Here is a 14,783-nt window from a genome sequence, read left to right on the forward strand (position 1 = left end):
TGCAACCTGACGCCTTCCCTCCTCCCGCCGTAGGGTGAAATGCGGGGTCAGCCGTTTACCGGGCATTAACCCTAACCGTTCGATAACGAGACAACGAAACGGGTTCAATCGGGGGCGCGACTGCGCATGGCCATGGTGGGGAAACACGCGATACTTCTGGTCGCAGGCGCACTTCTGTCCGCCAGCCTGGCTGGTTGCGCCGGTTATCGCCCTGCGCCGAAGGTCTTTCATGAAGCGACCATCCAGCCCTATCGCCTCGACAGCGGCGATCGGCTGCGGGTCACCGTCTTCGAACAGCCGAGCCTGACGAATACCTACACCGTCGACCAGGCCGGCTACATTGCCTTCCCGCTGGTCGGGCAGGTTGCGGCGCGCGGCGCGACACTGACCCAGCTCGAAGGCGTGCTCGCCCAGAAGCTGAAGCAGGGTTATCTGCGCGACCCTGATGTCACCATCGAGATCGACCGCTATCGCTCGATCTTCGTGATGGGGGAGGTCGGTCAACCGGGTCAATATGCGTATGTCCCAGGCATGACCATCCTCAACGCCATCGCCGTGTCCGGCGGCTTTACAGGCCGTTCGAACCAGCGTGACGTGGACGTAACGCGCAAGATCAACGGTCAGATCATCACCGGCCGCGTGCCGATCACCGATCCCATCCTTGCAGGCGACACCGTCTACGTACGCGAACGGCTTTTCTGATCGATGTCAGACAAGCGGCCGCTGCGCATCGTCCATTGTTTTCGATCTCCGGTGGGCGGCATCTTTCGTCATGTCCGCGATCTCGCCGAACATCACAGTCAGGCCGGTCATCACGTCGGCATCGTCTGCGACAGCTCCACCGGCAGCGAGCACGAAGACAAGCTTTTCGCGCAGATCATGCCCTATCTGGCGCTCGGGCTGGAGCGCCTGCCGATCCAGCGCTCCGTCAGTCTCAGCGATCTGGCGGCTTTAAAGAACTGCTACAATCATATCAAGGAATTGCGGCCTGACATTCTGCACGGACACGGCGCCAAGGGCGGCGTGGTCGCGCGGGTCATCGGCTCACTCCTGCGGGTTCAAAGGTATAGCGTTGCCCGCCTCTATTCCCCACATGGCGGAAGCCTGCATTTTCGCTCCCGCACGCTTTCGGGTGAAGCTGTGTTCATGGCCGAGCGCATTCTGGAGCACGGCACGGAGGCGATCTCCTTCGTCTGCGACTACGAGCGCGCCACCTATGAGGCGAAGATCGGCAAGCCTCATTGCGACGCGGTCCGCATCTATAACGGGATCAGCGACCGTGATTTCGGCGCAGTGCCCCGGTCGGTCAATGGCGCGGACTTCGTCTATATCGGCATGTTGCGCGACATGAAGGGACCGGATGTCTTCATCGAAGCCTTCGATCAGGTGGAACGGCGACTGGGCAGGCCCCTCACCGCCCGGATTATCGGCGACGGTCCGGACGAACAGAAATACAGACGCATGCTGAACGAAAGAGGTTTGGCGGACCGCGTAGCGATGGCTCCTGCCATGCCTGTCAGAGACGCCTTCGCGATGGCCGACATCGTCGTCATTCCCTCGCGTGCCGAAGCCATGCCCTATATCGTGCTGGAAGCGCTCGCGGCGGAGAAGACGGTTATTGCGTCACGGGTCGGCGGCATTCCGGAAGTCCTCGGCAGCGACAGTGAGGCCCTGGTGGAGCCCGGCAACCCCGGAGCGCTGGCCGCGGTGATGGCAACAGCCCTCACCTCGGCGGACTGGTCGCGGCGGACCATGCCTGAGCGCGAGCGCTTCCGCGGGCGCTTTTCCGCCTCCGTCATGGCTGCACAGGTCGAAGACCTCTATCAGCGCCATCTCCAGAAAGCCTGACAGCCACGCAGATGTGCCGTCGCGGCACATGTTTCACCTCGATCTGAGATGGGCTAAAGCGTTTCTTAGGACCTTAGCGCTAATCCTTGTGCGCACCCATGTGCGAGGTGTGCGAGGGATCCCGATGAACAAGGTCGACAAACCGGACGCTTTCGATCTCGAGGCGCTCCGCCGCAAGCCGGCAATGAATGCCGACGGCACGGCGCCGGGCCCTGGCAGCGAGCCCAAGGCCGAGGTGAGCGCATTGGCGCGCCAGATTGCCTCGCAATATGCCGTGGCCAATTATTCGCCGTCGATCATCATCGGCCAGCTGCGTTTTCTAGAATTCCTCAGCCTATTTGCGATCGCGCTTGCCGCCAATTACTTCATGGCCCTCGAACCCGGCGCCCATTTCGTCCTGAGCGCCATCAGCGGCTTTGGCGGTGCCTTGCTTGCGCTTACGCTGATGCAGGCCAGCGATTGCTACCATGTCTCGATTCTACGCACGCCGATGCGCTCGATCGCGCGCGTTCTCATCAGCTGGACCGTGGCTGTCGCGCTCACCTCGCTCGCCACTCTGCTGTTCGGCGATTTCGACGTGAAATACCCGAGCACCCTTACCGTCTGGTTCGTCGTCGGTGGCGCCTTCCTCGTCATCGAACGCAACCTGATCGGTTTTGCCATCCGTCGGTGGGGCCGTAACGGCGTGATGGAACGGCGGGCCGTGATTGTCGGTGGCGGCAAGCCGGCCAAGGACCTGATACGCGCGCTGGAACAGCAGCCGGAAAACGATATCCGCATTTGCGGTATCTTCGACGACCGTAATTCACAGCGCTCGCCCGACGTCGTCGCCGGCTATCCGAAGCTCGGCACGGTGGCAGAGCTCGTCGAATTCGCCCGGCTCGCGCATATCGACATGCTGATCATCTCGCTGCCGCTCAGCGCCGAAGCGCGCATCATGGAGCTCCTGCGCATGCTGTGGGTGCTGCCGGTCGATGTGCGGCTGGCCGCCCATTCCAACAACCTGCGCTTCCGCCCGCGCTCCTATTCCCATGTCGGCGCGGTTCCACTGCTCGACATTCTCGACAAGCCGATCCGCGACTGGGACTCGGTTGCCAAACGCGCCTTCGACATCGTCTTCAGCCTGCTTGCTCTTGTGCTTCTGTGGCCGGTCTTCATCGCCACGGCGATCGCCGTCAAGACGACATCCAAGGGGCCGGTCTTTTTTGTCCAGAAACGGCATGGCTTCAACAACGAGGTTATCAACGTTTTGAAGTTTCGCTCGATGTATACCGAGATGAGCGATCCGACCGCGAGGAATGCCGTCACCCGAGGCGACCCGCGTGTAACGAAGGTCGGCCGCTTCATCCGCAAGACCTCGATCGACGAGTTGCCGCAGATCTTCAACGTTCTCCGTGGCGACCTCTCGCTGGTCGGTCCGCGTCCGCATGCCGTGCTCGGCCAGACGCGCGACAAGACCTATGGCGAGATCGTCGAGGGTTATTTCGCCCGTCACCGAGTGAAGCCCGGCGTCACCGGCTGGGCGCAGATCAATGGCTGGCGCGGCGAGATCGATACAGACGAGAAGATCAAGTTCCGCACGGCCTTCGACCTCTATTACATCGAGAACTGGTCGCTGCTATTCGACCTGAAGATCCTGTTCCTCACCCCGATCAAGCTTCTCAATACGGAAAATGCCTATTGAGCGCGGTCGCCCACCAGAGCCCTGCCCTTCCCCGGATGCAGGTCGCGGCCCTGCAGATGGTCGTGTCCTGGGTGCTGGGCTTCGGCGTCTTCCTGTCAGGCTTCGTCATTTCTGAGCCGGCGCCTTATGAGCTGCTGATGGTCGGACAGGTGGCGCTCTGGTTCCTGTTCGGGCTTCGCATTTCGCGGACCGTTGCCCCGCTGCTCGCCCTACTCCTGACCTTCAACATCGGCGGCATGCTGGCACTGACGGTGATGCAGGACATCCTGACGGAGCAGTTCCTCTATGTTTTCGTCTCGATCTTTCTGGCGCTGACAGCGGTCTTCTACGCCGCCGTGATCGAGGATCGCCACCAGCGGCTGGTGCTGATCTTCCGCGCCTGGGTGGCCGCCGCCATTCTGACCGGCATGCTTGGTATCCTCGGCTACTTCCATGCCTTTCCAGGCGCGGAAGTCTTTACCCGCTATGACCGGGCAATGGGCGCCTTTCAGGACCCGAACGTCTTCGGTCCCTTCCTTGTCGCACCGATGCTCTATCTGCTTTATGGCCTGCTGAAGGGAAAGCTGTCTGAATCGCCGCTGCGTCTGATCGGCATCTTGATCATCGCCTTTGCCGTCTTCCTGTCGTTCTCTCGCGCGGCCTGGGGGCTCTTCCTGTTTTCCGCCATGGCACTGATTTTCATCATGCTGCTGAAGGAACGGAGCAATGCCTTCCGCCTGAAAATCCTGATGCTGTCGGTCGCAGCCGTCGGCATCATGGTAATGGCGCTGGTCGTGGCATTGCAGTTCGAGAAAGTGCGAGACCTGTTTCTGGCGCGCACCCAGCTGGTGCAGGACTATGACGGCGGCCATCTCGGTCGCTTCGAACGTCACCGGCTCGGTTTCCAGATGGCGATGGAGCGTCCGCTCGGTATCGGGCCGATGATGTTCGGCAAGATCTTTCCCGAGGACGAACACAATATCTGGCTGAAATCGCTGATGACCTATGGCTGGGTCGGCTTCGTTTCCTACATCTCGCTGATTGCCTGGACGTTCTCTATGGGCTTTCGCTACCTGTTGCGCGATCGTCCGTGGCAACCCTATTTGATGATCGCCTGGATCGTTCTTGTCGGGCACATGTTGATTGGAAATGTCATCGACACCGACCACTGGCGACACTTCTATCTCGTGCTCGGCATCGTCTGGGGCTGTTGCGCACTCGAACACCGCTATCAGAAGCAGATCGTGCGCCGCCGCGCGGACGGAGCGATGCCGTCTCGAGCAAACGGCCAGCGTTAAGCCGTCTAGCCAGGCGCACCCCTGCAAGACTTGAACCTGCAGCCGGCTGCGCCATATTCAAATTATGATCACACCAGCCCAGATACGCGCTGCCCGCGCGATGCTCGACCTGACGATCGAACGCCTTTCCCAAGAGAGTGGGATTTCGGCCTTGCTGATCCTGCAGATCGAATCCGGCAATGGTTATGAAGCGACCCCGGCCGATCACGTCGCCCTCAGACAGGCCCTGGAGCGGCTCGGCGTCTTGTTTCTTTCCTCCGGAGAGGCCGGTCCCGGCGGCGCTGGTTTAAGGCTCGCGGCCACTGAGCACCAGGAAGGCATGCGCCCGGAAGAACTCAACTCCACCAACAATGATTGACTATTTCTCATAAGCTGGTGGAACAATATCCCGGTTGGAAACTTACCTGCCTGATAGAATCAGACAGGAGAATTTCATGAGCCGGAACAATGGCCTCTACTTGATCATCGGTGCCCTCATCGTCGCCGTCATCGGACTGGGCATCTACGTCTATCAGGAGGAGCGTAAGCCGGATGGCGTCGAGCTTCGCATCGGCGAGAACGGCGTTTCGGTCGAGCAGAACTGACTATGCGACCGCGTCAGGCGCGGCGTATGAAGCTTTCATAGAATTGCTTGGGGGCGCTGTTGGCGCCCTCAAGCATGTAAGGTTGCCGCCCGGCCGTTCCACGCTTGAGCGGAACCGGCAAACCGTGGTCGAGATCGTCGATGATCCGGTATTCAACCAGCACCTTGCCCGTCTCATCCTTCCAGACGATCCAGCTTCCGTCGGCAACGGGCAACTCCGTCCCCGCCTCGCGCTGAAGACCATAAACATCGAGCCATTGGGCAAGCGTCGCCTCGGCATTGGCAATCGCGACAACACTGTCGGCACGACCGTGCCAGATGGATACGGCTGGGCGTCCGATCGCGCTTTCCTCTCGCGCGGCGCGGACGAGATCGCCCCATTCCTTAGGCCCGCGGCGAGCCCCTGACTTCATCACATGCAGGGCCGACATCGCATCGCGAGCTGCCCCATAAGGTAGGCCTCCGACGATTTGTGCTGCGGCAAAGAGGTCTGGATAACTCGCGAGGAGCGCGCCCGCCATGGCACCGCCTGCGGAAAGCCCCTGAATGAAAATGCGATCGGCGGGGATGTTGTGGCGACGGGCGCAATGGTCGATCATCTGGCGGATCGACATCAACTCGCCGCGGTCACGCGCCACCGAACTCGGCCTGAACCAGTTGAAGCAGAGGTTCTGGTTGTTCTCTCTGGTCTGCTCCGGATAGAGCAGGACAAAACCTTTGTCGCGGGCCATGCGGCTCCAGCCGCTGCCCTTGTCGAATTGTTGCGCCGTCTGCAGACAGCCGTGGAGGACCACCACCAATGTCGGCGGGTCGCGCCTCAGAGCCGGTACGAACTCGAACATCCGCAGGCGTCCTGGATTGCTGCCAAAAGCGTGGACTTCGACCAGCGCTGCACGGGAGGCTGCCGCACGCGCCTTCGCTTTCGGCGCGGCCTTCGGGGGCGTCACCAATCCAATCGTCGGAAAGGCGTCCTTTACCAGCCTGCGCCAACGACGCTGGCCTTTCAGAAGGGCTGAGAGCGGAGACAGGGGGCTCTTGAAGCGCATGGTGTGCGATCTCTTTCGACTGGCGTGAAGATCGAATGTAATGCTGCGGTGCAGCATTACTAGGACATCCGAATGACAAACCGGTCTTTCCGGTAAGATATGAAGAGAAATTTGCTGGGATATCAAGGAAGAGATTGGTCGGGGCGGCGGGATTCGAACCCACGACCCCTTGACCCCCAGTCAAGTGCGCTACCGGGCTGCGCTACGCCCCGACCTGCCTAAACGGCACGTTCCCTTTAGACAGTGAAGCCTGCTGGTGCAAGGGGAAAGTCGCGGGCGCTGAAAATTTCCTCAAGCTTACTTCAGCCGCTGCATGAGCGCCTGTACCTCTTCGAAGCGGCGGCGATCCTCCGGATCTTCGCTGTCGGACGCATAGCAGGTCGAGTCCATGCAGAAGCGCGTCACCTGTGTGGGATTGGTGCCTGTATCGAACTGGCATTCGATCTCGTCGGTGATGTCGCCCTCGCCTGCGTCCATTCGGGTGGAGTAAGTCAGGCGCGCGCCCGGCGGCTTCAGATCTGGGAAGGCTTGGACAACGCCAACCTTGAGATCCTTCACCATCAGCACGCTTTTTGCCACGAAGATGCAGGCATCCTCCACCGTCTGCGGACGGGTTGCGGTTTCCGAGGCGCGGGGTGCCGGAGACGGTGTCTGGGCAAGTGCAGGCGTGGCGACGAGAAGGGCGGCGGCGAAGAAGCGTTTCATGGGACCTCTCACGGTTCGTGATGTTCCCTCAACGTCTTTCGGCTGTCTCGGTTCCCTTGGTGAACTTCAGGCGCATCTGCATCGCCGGGCTGCGGACGGAGATCACCGCACCTGATCGAGCAGGCGCTTGCATTCCAGAAGGTCGAACAAGGCTTCCTGCAGCAAGGCGCGATCCTCCTTGGCGATCGAGCCCTTGCCGAGTGAAATCTCGGACGCGTCATCGGAGGACCCGCCGAAGCCGAAGAAGCGGCCGCTCGCGCGCACTTTCGGACGGCCGACGACCTGATCGTCGTCGAGGGCCACACGCGGATCTTCCGTCTTGGCAGAGCTCGCGGCCACCAGCGCTTCCATGGTCGCGACATCGCCGGTGGCAACCGCCATCACGAACTTGTTGCCGTTGGTCTTCAGCAGCTTCTGGACGCCCTTGATCGTGTAGCCCTGATCGTAGAGCAGATGGCGAATGCCCTTCAGCAATTCGACATCATCAGGCCGATAGTAGCGCCGGCCGCCGCCGCGCTTCAGCGGCTTTATCTGGGGAAAGCGGGTTTCCCAGAAACGCAGGACGTGTTGCGGCAGGTCAAGATCATCAGCGACTTCGCTGATGGTGCGGAAAGCATCCGGGCTCTTGTCCAACTGCATGACCATGCTCCACGTGCGATGCGCAAGGGCCTGCGCGACTCGCCCGTCATTTCAACGGTTTGGGACGGATTTTTCAAGCGATCCGTAACGGATGGAGCGACACTCCACCGTTTTTGGTCGGATCAAGCTGCGGGATTGGCCGGCTTCTGCTTGGCCTTGCGCGCGATGTGGGCGCGCAGAATGCGCTGCTTCAGGACGTTGGAGGCCTTGAAGGTCATCACCCGGCGCGGCGAGATCGGCACTTCCTCGCCGGTCTTCGGGTTGCGACCGATGCGCTCGTTCTTGCTGCGCACCTGGAAGGTTGCGAAGGACGACAGCTTGACGGATTCGCCACGCACGATGGCGTTGCAAATCTCATCGATCACCGTTTCGACCAGCTCCGCAGACTCCGTTCGCGAAAGACCGACTTTGCGAAAGACTGATTCTGCCAGATCCGCACGTGTCACTGTCTTCCCGGCCATAGTTCTCGCCCGCCTAAATCAATGATCTTGTTGAATTCGGAAGAACCTATTGTCCTTAACGGCGACGGTCAAGCTCTTGTTGGTGCGCAATATTTACTCTTTTTGGGACTACCAGCGCAGCAGGACCGCGCCCCAGGTGAAACCGCCGCCCATGGCTTCCAGCATCACGAGGTCGCCGGCCTTGATCCGGCCATCGCCGGCCGCGACCGCGAGAGCAAGCGGGATGGAGGCGGCAGAGGTGTTTCCATGCTGGTCGACGGTGATCACGACCTTCTCGTCCGGGATACCCAGCTTCTTTGCCGAGCCGTCGATGATGCGCTTGTTGGCCTGATGCGGGACCAGCCAGTCGATATCGGCAGCCGTCGTGCCGGTGGCATCGAAGGCAGCCTCGATGACGTCGGTGATCATGCCGACCGCATGCTTGAAGACTTCGCGGCCTTCCATGCGCAGATGGCCGACAGTGCCGGTCGTGGAGGGACCGCCATCGACATAGAGCTTTTCGCGATGGGTGCCATCGGATCGCAGGTTGGATGTCAGGATGCCGCGGTCGGCAAGTGTGCCGTCGCCCTCCTGGCCTTCCAGCACGAGCGCACCAGCACCGTCCCCGAAGAGCACGCAGGTGGTGCGGTCGGTCCAGTCGAGGATGCGGGAGAAGGTTTCGGCACCGATGACCAGCACGCGCTTTGCCATGCCGCCCTTGATGTAGAGATCGGCCGTTGCCATGGCATAGACGAAACCGGAACATACAGCCTGGACGTCAAAGGCAAAGCCGTGGGTCATGCCCAAACGGTTCTGGATGTTGACGGCCGTTGCCGGAAAGGTGTTGTCCGGTGTCGAGGTCGCACAGATGATCAGGTCGATGTCATCAGCGGTGAGGCCCGCCCTCTGCAGCGCCTGCTCGGCGGCCGCGGCTCCCAGAGATGCGGTGGTTTCCCCCTCGCCTGCAATATAACGCTGGCGGATGCCGGTGCGCTGGACGATCCACTCGTCCGACGTCTCGACCATGTCTTCGAGGTCGCGATTGGTGACCACCCGCTTCGGGAGCGAAGCTCCGAACCCGCGAACTACTGAACGGATCATCGTGTTTCCTGCCTTGTCGTCACACATTTTCAGGGCTTGCCGGAGCCGGCTGCCGCGCGTGATATTTCTTCAAGTCGTTTTCGATCTTCTGCGTCAGGCCGTTGCGGGCCATGTCATAGCCGACATCGACGGCTGCGGCAAAACCTTCGGCATCGGTGCCGCCATGGCTCTTGATGACGATGCCGTTCAGGCCGAGGAAGACCCCGCCATTGACCTTGCGCGGATCCAGCTTCTCGCGAACGCGGTCGAAGGCACCCTTGGCAAGGATGTAGCCAAGTTTGGCCATCCAGGTGCGCGACATGGCCGCGCGCAGATATTCGGCGATCTGCTTGGCTGTGCCTTCCGCCGTCTTCAGCGCGATATTGCCGGTGAAGCCTTCGGTGACGACGACGTCGACCGTGCCCTTGCCGAGGTCGTCCCCTTCGACGAAGCCGTAATAGTCGATGGTATCGAGGCCAGCCTCGCGGATCAGGCGGCCCGCCTCCTTGACCTCTTCCTGGCCCTTGATCTCCTCGACGCCGACATTGAGCAGACCGACGAGCGGTTTCTCAAGCTCGAACAGTGCACGGGCCATCGCACCGCCCATGACGGCAAAATCCAGCAATTGCTGCGCATCGGCGCCGATGCCGGCACCGACGTCAAGCACGATGCTTTCGCCCGACAGCGTCGGCCAGATGGCGGCAATCGCCGGGCGTTCGATCGTTGCCATGGTGCGCAGGCAGAACTTGGCCATGGCCATCAGCGCGCCGGTATTGCCGGCGGAGACCGCGACGTCGGCCTGGCCGGTTTTCACCGCCTCGATCGAGCGCCACATGCTGGAGACATAGCGGCCACGGCGCAGCGCCTGGCTCGGCTTCTCGTCCATTCCCACGGAGACTTCGCAGTGATGGAAGACCGACTTGTCCTTGAGCTTGGGGAATTGCGCCAAAATCGGCAAGCAGCGCTCCTGCTGGCCGAAAAGGAGGAAGGTGACCTCCGGGTGACGTTCCAGCGCCTTGGCCGCTCCGGGTATCGTGACTTCGGGACCAAAGTCGCCGCCCATGACGTCGAGAGAAATTCTGATCACTTATACCTGACCCTTGTTGATCGCTGGCCAGCGAAATTTCGGTCAAAATACCGCTTTTCAATGACGGCACAACCCACCCACGGGCGCAGATGGGGGATCATCAATCCTTTTTCCAGTCCTTGAGAACGGCAAAGGGAGACGGTTTCTTGTCTTCTTCCGGCTCGCTCTCGATATGGCCGGCGAACTGGACGCCGGGCTTTTTGGGATAGGGATCGATGCCGAGGGCGGCGAATTCGGCGATCAGCGCTCCGGCATCGATGGTATCACCAACAAAGGTCTCAGGCAGATCCGGTCCGTCGGGGTCGAGCACCATTTCGCCGGCACCATCCAGTACGATGCGGGCGAGCTTCGACCCTTCCGGCACGAAGATCTGATCGATCTCCTGTTCGATGCTTGATACGACCGGCTCAAGCGTCACCACACAGGATTGAACGATCTCGCCGGAGACGTGACCCTTGATGCGGACACCATCCTTTTTCCAGCGTGCGATCTGCAATTCGGCCGCCAGGCGGTTCACCGCCTCCACTTCCCAAAGTTCTGCCAGACCGGCGCGCTCACGGGCATCGGCTTCAACGCGAACCTGCACAGGATTTGCCGAAACATGGCCGACCTTGACGCGGTAGGTGAATTCGGCGGGCTCGTCGGATTGTCTGTTGCTCATCGGATATTCCTCTGTCCGTTGCAGGCAGCCTGCGGCAGTCACGCGCTGGCACCACCTGCGGAGGTCTTAGCTCGCAGGAACGGCGATCCGCGCCATGCCCGTCTCGATCTCCGGCTCTTCCACCAGGGAGAGCGCCTGTTCTGCGGTAAACATCCAGTCCGCCAGTGCCTTCATATCGGGGGCGGGGGTGACTTCGGGATGAAGATTGCGGGCCAGTGCCGCTGCCAGCGCCTCGTGGTCACCCTTGTCGAGGGCTCCGGCATAGGATTCAAGCCGGCCGTAATACATGCTGGCGAGCTTCTTCATGCGTTTGGGCACGCCTGGATCGCCGACACCGAGTTCGCGGATCGAATGATCGACATCCTCGAAAAAGGCGTCGATGATGTTCTGCGCGATCTCCTGTCCGCTCCGATCCGACCGGGCGGTCCGGCGAAAATAGAGAATCAGCATGATCGTCAGCATTTCGAACCGACCCATGACGGTGTCGGGTGCATTCATGTCGAGGTAGAAGGCAGGTGTGCGCGCGGCCGACGTCAGGGCGGCGTATTGCCGCTCGACGATCGCCTGATTGTTTCTTTTCTGACGGAAGAAACCGAATACCATTCAATTCCACCAAAAAGAGACGGCCGATGGCCCGGGCCCGGTCGTGCTCATGTTGCATGATTGCGAAAGCTGGTTTACCGAAGCAGACGTGAATTGCAATGCCGTTCTCCCCTCACCCTGCCGCTTCCATCGGCAAAGTGGCGGGAAAGAAGGCAGCGCAGGCAATTGAGCGGCCCTTCCCCGGAAAGGCCACAATGCTATGCGCAGAAGCGACCCGGCATCCTTCCGGTTGCCGTCGACAGTCATGGGAGACTCGTGCGTGAACATTCGGATTTTTAAAGCGGACAGGAAGCTGATGAACACCACGGCCGTGGCTCTCGCTCTTGCCCTTGCCGGGCTTTCCGGCTGCACGACCTCCGAAGTGTTTCACAACGGCTATGTGGTGGATCAGGCAGCGCTCGATCTGGTCCCGGTCGGCTCCAGCCGCGAACAGGTCTTGCTGTCGCTCGGCACTCCCTCGACAACAGCCACGTTCGATGGCGAGGTGTTCTACTACATCTCGCAGAAGCGCGTTCGCTCCGTCGCCTTCATGAAGCAGAAGCTGGTCGAACAGCAGATCCTGGCGATCTACTTCGACAAGGACGGCATCGTCACCCAGGAGGCGAACTACACGCTTCAGGACGGCAAGGTCTTCGACACGATATCGCGGACGACGCCCACCGGCGGGCGCGACCTCACCTTCCTGCAGCAGCTGCTCTCGGGCGGCGGCGGGGCTGCCAACAGCGTCAAGAACGTTCTTGGTGGGGGCGGCTTCGGCAACTAAGCCAGCAGCAGAGATCCAAATACGAAGAAACCGCGGAAGTTGCCTTCCGCGGTTTCTTTTTGTCTCCAAACAATCAAGCTTCAGTGTGCAAGGACAGCGAGAAGCAGAAGTGCCACAATGTTGGTGATCTTGATCGCCGGGTTCACGGCCGGACCTGCTGTATCCTTGTAGGGGTCACCGACGGTGTCGCCGGTCACGGAGGCCTTGTGGGCGTCCGAGCCCTTCAGATGCTTCACCCCATCCTTGTCGATGAAGCCGTCTTCGAAGCTCTTCTTCGCATTGTCCCAGGCACCGCCTCCAGACGTCATGGAAATGGCGACGAAAAGCCCGTTGACGATGACGCCGAGCAGCGAGGCACCGAGTGCCGCAAAGGCCGAGGCCTTGGAGCCCGAGATCAAGAGCACGCCGAAATAGACGACGAGCGGGGCAAGAACCGGCAGCAGCGAGGGAATAACCATTTCCTTGATCGCGGCGCGTGTCAGGATGTCGACGGCCCGGCCATAGTCAGGCTTTTCCGTGCCCTGCATGATGCCGGGCTTGTTGCGGAACTGCTGGCGAACCTCTTCCACGATCGAGCCGGCCGCACGGCCGACGGCGGTCATGGCGATCCCGCCGAAGAGATATGGGATGAGACCGCCGAAGATCAGACCGGCGACAACGTAAGGATTGGAGAGATCGAAGGAAATCGCCCCCATATCGGCGAAGTAAGGATACTGCGCGCTATTGGCCGCAAAGTAGGCAAGGTCGTTCGAATAGGCGGCGAAGAGAACCAGGGCGCCGAGGCCGGCAGAACCGATCGCATAGCCCTTTGTGACAGCCTTCGTGGTGTTGCCGACGGCATCGAGCGCATCGGTGGACTTGCGCACTTCCGGAGGCAGATGGGCCATTTCCGCAATGCCGCCGGCATTGTCGGTGACAGGGCCGAAGGCATCGAGTGCCACGATCATGCCGGCGAGGCCAAGCATGGTGGTGACGGCGATTGCCGTGCCGAAAAGGCCGGCAAGCTGGTAGGTCGAGATGATGCCGCCGACGATGACGATGGCAGGCAGCGCCGTCGATTCCAGCGAGACCGCGAGGCCCTGAATGACGTTGGTGCCGTGGCCCGTCACCGATGCCTGGGCAATCGAATTGACCGGGCGCTTGTTGGTGCCGGTGTAGTACTCCGTAATCACGACGATCAGCGCTGTGACGACCAGACCGAGAATCCCGCAGAAGAACAGGTTGAGGCCGGTGATCTCGGTGCCGGCGACGGTGCCGATGGTGCCCCAGCCGACGGTCAGGGACGTGGCGAAGGCCAGGCCCGCAATCGACAGTAGGCCGGTGACGATCAGGCCCTTGTAGAGCGCGCCCATGATCGAGCCGTTGGTGCCGAGCTTGACGAAGAAGGTGCCGATGATCGAGGTGATGATGCAGGCGCCGCAGATCGCAAGCGGATAAACCATCGTGATGTCGAGAGCCGCAGAGCCGGCAAAGAAGATCGCAGCCAGCACCATGGTTGCAACGACCGAGACGGCGTAGGTCTCGAATAGGTCGGCCGCCATGCCGGCGCAGTCGCCGACATTGTCGCCAACGTTGTCTGCAATGGTGGCCGGGTTGCGCGGATCGTCTTCCGGAATGCCCGCTTCGACCTTGCCGACGAGGTCCCCGCCGACATCGGCACCCTTGGTGAAGATACCGCCGCCGAGACGGGCGAAGATCGAGATCAGCGACGCGCCGAAGCCGAGCGCGACCAGCGCATCGATGACTTCGCGCGAACCGCTTTCATGCCCGAGAATGGCCGTGAGCACGTAGAAATAGATGGAGACGCCCAGAAGTGCGAGCCCCGCGACCAGCATGCCGGTGATCGCGCCCGACTTGAACGCGATGTCGAGACCCGCTGACAGGCTGTGGGATGCGGCCTGGGCTGTGCGGACATTGGCGCGAACGGAGACGTGCATGCCGATGAAGCCGGCTGCACCGGACAGAACTGCACCGATCAGGAAGCCAATGGCGGCCGATCCGGACAGGAGAAACCATGTGCCGACGAAAACGACGGCGCCGACGATCGCAATGTTCAGGTATTGCCGAGTGAGGTAAGCCTGAGCACCCTCGCGAATATAGCCTGCAATTTCCTGCATTCGGGCATTGCCCTGATCTGACGCCAGAACCGAGCGTGTCGCCCAGCCCGCGTAGATCACGGACAGAAGCCCGCATAAAATTACGCCTAGAAGAACCGTCATTCGCAATACCCTCCCGTATTGCCCGCGCCTCACTCATCGCGGGCGGTGTCACGCAGACTCGGGCCCCCTCCTCCGAGACCCGTCGACGCGAGGCGAGATTGCGTCGCGGTTCTCGTTGCGTCAAGAGCGCAAATTTTGCGTCGCAGAG

At 61.1% G+C, this 14,783-nt stretch carries 16 protein-coding genes and 1 tRNA gene; 7 read left to right on the plus strand and 10 right to left on the minus strand.

Features of this window, described 5'->3' with window-relative positions:
* Nucleotides 1-126: 126 nt before the first annotated feature.
* The 6 genes from ASE36_RS01050 to ASE36_RS22825 all read left to right on the plus strand — a co-directional run bounded on the left by ASE36_RS01050 (nucleotide 127) and on the right by ASE36_RS22825 (nucleotide 5,393).
* Nucleotides 127-702 (plus strand): polysaccharide biosynthesis/export family protein, encoded by a 576-nt coding sequence (locus ASE36_RS01050; protein WP_062274719.1) that lies wholly within the window; start codon nucleotides 127-129, stop codon nucleotides 700-702.
* Between the two features lie 3 nt (nucleotides 703-705).
* Entirely contained in the window at nucleotides 706-1,848 is a 1,143-nt protein-coding gene (locus tag ASE36_RS01055) for a glycosyltransferase family 4 protein (RefSeq protein WP_062274722.1), read from the plus strand.
* Between the two features lie 124 nt (nucleotides 1,849-1,972).
* A complete protein-coding gene (locus ASE36_RS01060) occupies nucleotides 1,973-3,532 on the plus strand; it encodes an undecaprenyl-phosphate glucose phosphotransferase (protein WP_062274725.1) in 1,560 nt (519 codons plus the stop codon).
* The gene (locus tag ASE36_RS01065) at nucleotides 3,529-4,809 is read left to right on the plus strand and encodes an O-antigen ligase family protein (protein WP_082510729.1); all 1,281 of its coding nucleotides are present in this window, start codon (nucleotides 3,529-3,531) and stop codon (nucleotides 4,807-4,809) included. Before ASE36_RS01060 ends, ASE36_RS01065 begins: the two co-directional genes overlap by 4 nt.
* 100 nt (nucleotides 4,810-4,909) lie before the next feature.
* A complete protein-coding gene (locus tag ASE36_RS01070) occupies nucleotides 4,910-5,167 on the plus strand; it encodes a hypothetical protein (protein WP_244474626.1) in 258 nt (85 codons plus the stop codon).
* A 76-nt stretch (nucleotides 5,168-5,243) separates the two neighbouring features.
* Entirely contained in the window at nucleotides 5,244-5,393 is a 150-nt protein-coding gene (locus ASE36_RS22825) for a hypothetical protein (protein ID WP_167507693.1), read from the plus strand.
* 13 nt (nucleotides 5,394-5,406) lie between these two features.
* Here ASE36_RS22825 and ASE36_RS01075 read toward each other — a convergent pair whose 3' ends face one another.
* The 9 genes from ASE36_RS01075 to ASE36_RS01115 all read right to left on the minus strand — a co-directional run bounded on the left by ASE36_RS01075 (nucleotide 5,407) and on the right by ASE36_RS01115 (nucleotide 11,653).
* Complete coding sequence (locus ASE36_RS01075; RefSeq protein WP_062274734.1) at nucleotides 5,407-6,438, minus strand: alpha/beta hydrolase family esterase; 1,032 nt, start codon at nucleotides 6,436-6,438, stop codon at nucleotides 5,407-5,409.
* A 135-nt stretch (nucleotides 6,439-6,573) separates the two neighbouring features.
* A tRNA-Pro gene (locus tag ASE36_RS01080) sits at nucleotides 6,574-6,650 on the minus strand.
* 85 nt (nucleotides 6,651-6,735) lie between these two features.
* Complete coding sequence (locus ASE36_RS01085; RefSeq protein WP_062274736.1) at nucleotides 6,736-7,143, minus strand: hypothetical protein; 408 nt, start codon at nucleotides 7,141-7,143, stop codon at nucleotides 6,736-6,738.
* Nucleotides 7,144-7,245: 102 nt separating this feature from the next.
* Complete coding sequence (locus tag ASE36_RS01090) at nucleotides 7,246-7,776, minus strand: MerR family transcriptional regulator (RefSeq protein WP_062277792.1); 531 nt, start codon at nucleotides 7,774-7,776, stop codon at nucleotides 7,246-7,248.
* 128 nt (nucleotides 7,777-7,904) lie between these two features.
* The gene (locus tag ASE36_RS01095; protein ID WP_006727522.1) at nucleotides 7,905-8,243 is read right to left on the minus strand and encodes an integration host factor subunit alpha; all 339 of its coding nucleotides are present in this window, start codon (nucleotides 8,241-8,243) and stop codon (nucleotides 7,905-7,907) included.
* Nucleotides 8,244-8,351: 108 nt separating this feature from the next.
* Nucleotides 8,352-9,323 carry a beta-ketoacyl-ACP synthase III gene (locus tag ASE36_RS01100; RefSeq protein WP_062274740.1) on the minus strand — a complete coding sequence of 324 codons (972 nt, stop codon included), beginning with the start codon at nucleotides 9,321-9,323 and terminating at the stop codon, nucleotides 8,352-8,354.
* A gap of 19 nt (nucleotides 9,324-9,342) precedes the next feature.
* Nucleotides 9,343-10,389 carry a phosphate acyltransferase PlsX gene (gene plsX, locus ASE36_RS01105; RefSeq protein WP_062274743.1) on the minus strand — a complete coding sequence of 349 codons (1,047 nt, stop codon included), beginning with the start codon at nucleotides 10,387-10,389 and terminating at the stop codon, nucleotides 9,343-9,345.
* A 100-nt stretch (nucleotides 10,390-10,489) separates the two neighbouring features.
* Nucleotides 10,490-11,050 carry a YceD family protein gene (locus ASE36_RS01110; RefSeq protein ID WP_062274746.1) on the minus strand — a complete coding sequence of 187 codons (561 nt, stop codon included), beginning with the start codon at nucleotides 11,048-11,050 and terminating at the stop codon, nucleotides 10,490-10,492.
* Between the two features lie 66 nt (nucleotides 11,051-11,116).
* Nucleotides 11,117-11,653, minus strand: a complete 537-nt coding sequence (locus ASE36_RS01115) for a ubiquinol-cytochrome C chaperone family protein (protein WP_062274750.1) — start codon at nucleotides 11,651-11,653, stop codon at nucleotides 11,117-11,119.
* 244 nt (nucleotides 11,654-11,897) lie between these two features.
* Here ASE36_RS01115 and ASE36_RS01120 point away from each other — a divergent pair, with 244 nt between their 5' ends.
* A complete protein-coding gene (locus tag ASE36_RS01120; RefSeq protein ID WP_062277794.1) occupies nucleotides 11,898-12,416 on the plus strand; it encodes an outer membrane protein assembly factor BamE in 519 nt (172 codons plus the stop codon).
* Nucleotides 12,417-12,496: 80 nt separating this feature from the next.
* Here the strand turns inward: ASE36_RS01120 and ASE36_RS01125 are convergent, their stop codons facing one another.
* Nucleotides 12,497-14,635: a sodium-translocating pyrophosphatase gene (locus ASE36_RS01125; protein ID WP_062274753.1), complete on the minus strand. Its 2,139-nt coding sequence runs from the start codon at nucleotides 14,633-14,635 to the stop codon at nucleotides 12,497-12,499.
* Nucleotides 14,636-14,783 lie beyond the last annotated feature (148 nt).

Source organism: Rhizobium sp. Root274 (assembly GCF_001429245.1).
Taxonomy (GTDB): Bacteria; Pseudomonadota; Alphaproteobacteria; order Rhizobiales; family Rhizobiaceae; genus Allorhizobium.

What these genes read in the sequence shown, in the direction of transcription:
- ASE36_RS01050 (WP_062274719.1), top strand. Translation starts at nt 127, where the DNA reads ATGGCCATGGTGGGGAAACACGCGATACTTCTGGTCGCAGGCGCACTT.
- ASE36_RS01055 (WP_062274722.1), top strand. Translation starts at nt 706, where the DNA reads ATGTCAGACAAGCGGCCGCTGCGCATCGTCCATTGTTTTCGATCTCCG.
- ASE36_RS01060 (WP_062274725.1), top strand. Translation starts at nt 1,973, where the DNA reads ATGAACAAGGTCGACAAACCGGACGCTTTCGATCTCGAGGCGCTCCGC.
- ASE36_RS01070 (WP_244474626.1), top strand. Translation starts at nt 4,910, where the DNA reads ATGCTCGACCTGACGATCGAACGCCTTTCCCAAGAGAGTGGGATTTCG.
- ASE36_RS22825 (WP_167507693.1), top strand. Translation starts at nt 5,244, where the DNA reads ATGAGCCGGAACAATGGCCTCTACTTGATCATCGGTGCCCTCATCGTC.
- ASE36_RS01075 (WP_062274734.1), bottom strand. Translation starts at nt 6,438, where the DNA reads ATGCGCTTCAAGAGCCCCCTGTCTCCGCTCTCAGCCCTTCTGAAAGGC.
- ASE36_RS01085 (WP_062274736.1), bottom strand. Translation starts at nt 7,143, where the DNA reads ATGAAACGCTTCTTCGCCGCCGCCCTTCTCGTCGCCACGCCTGCACTT.
- ASE36_RS01095 (WP_006727522.1), bottom strand. Translation starts at nt 8,243, where the DNA reads ATGGCCGGGAAGACAGTGACACGTGCGGATCTGGCAGAATCAGTCTTT.
- ASE36_RS01100 (WP_062274740.1), bottom strand. Translation starts at nt 9,323, where the DNA reads ATGATCCGTTCAGTAGTTCGCGGGTTCGGAGCTTCGCTCCCGAAGCGG.
- ASE36_RS01110 (WP_062274746.1), bottom strand. Translation starts at nt 11,050, where the DNA reads ATGAGCAACAGACAATCCGACGAGCCCGCCGAATTCACCTACCGCGTC.
- ASE36_RS01115 (WP_062274750.1), bottom strand. Translation starts at nt 11,653, where the DNA reads ATGGTATTCGGTTTCTTCCGTCAGAAAAGAAACAATCAGGCGATCGTC.
- ASE36_RS01120 (WP_062277794.1), top strand. Translation starts at nt 11,898, where the DNA reads ATGGGAGACTCGTGCGTGAACATTCGGATTTTTAAAGCGGACAGGAAG.
- ASE36_RS01125 (WP_062274753.1), bottom strand. Translation starts at nt 14,635, where the DNA reads ATGACGGTTCTTCTAGGCGTAATTTTATGCGGGCTTCTGTCCGTGATC.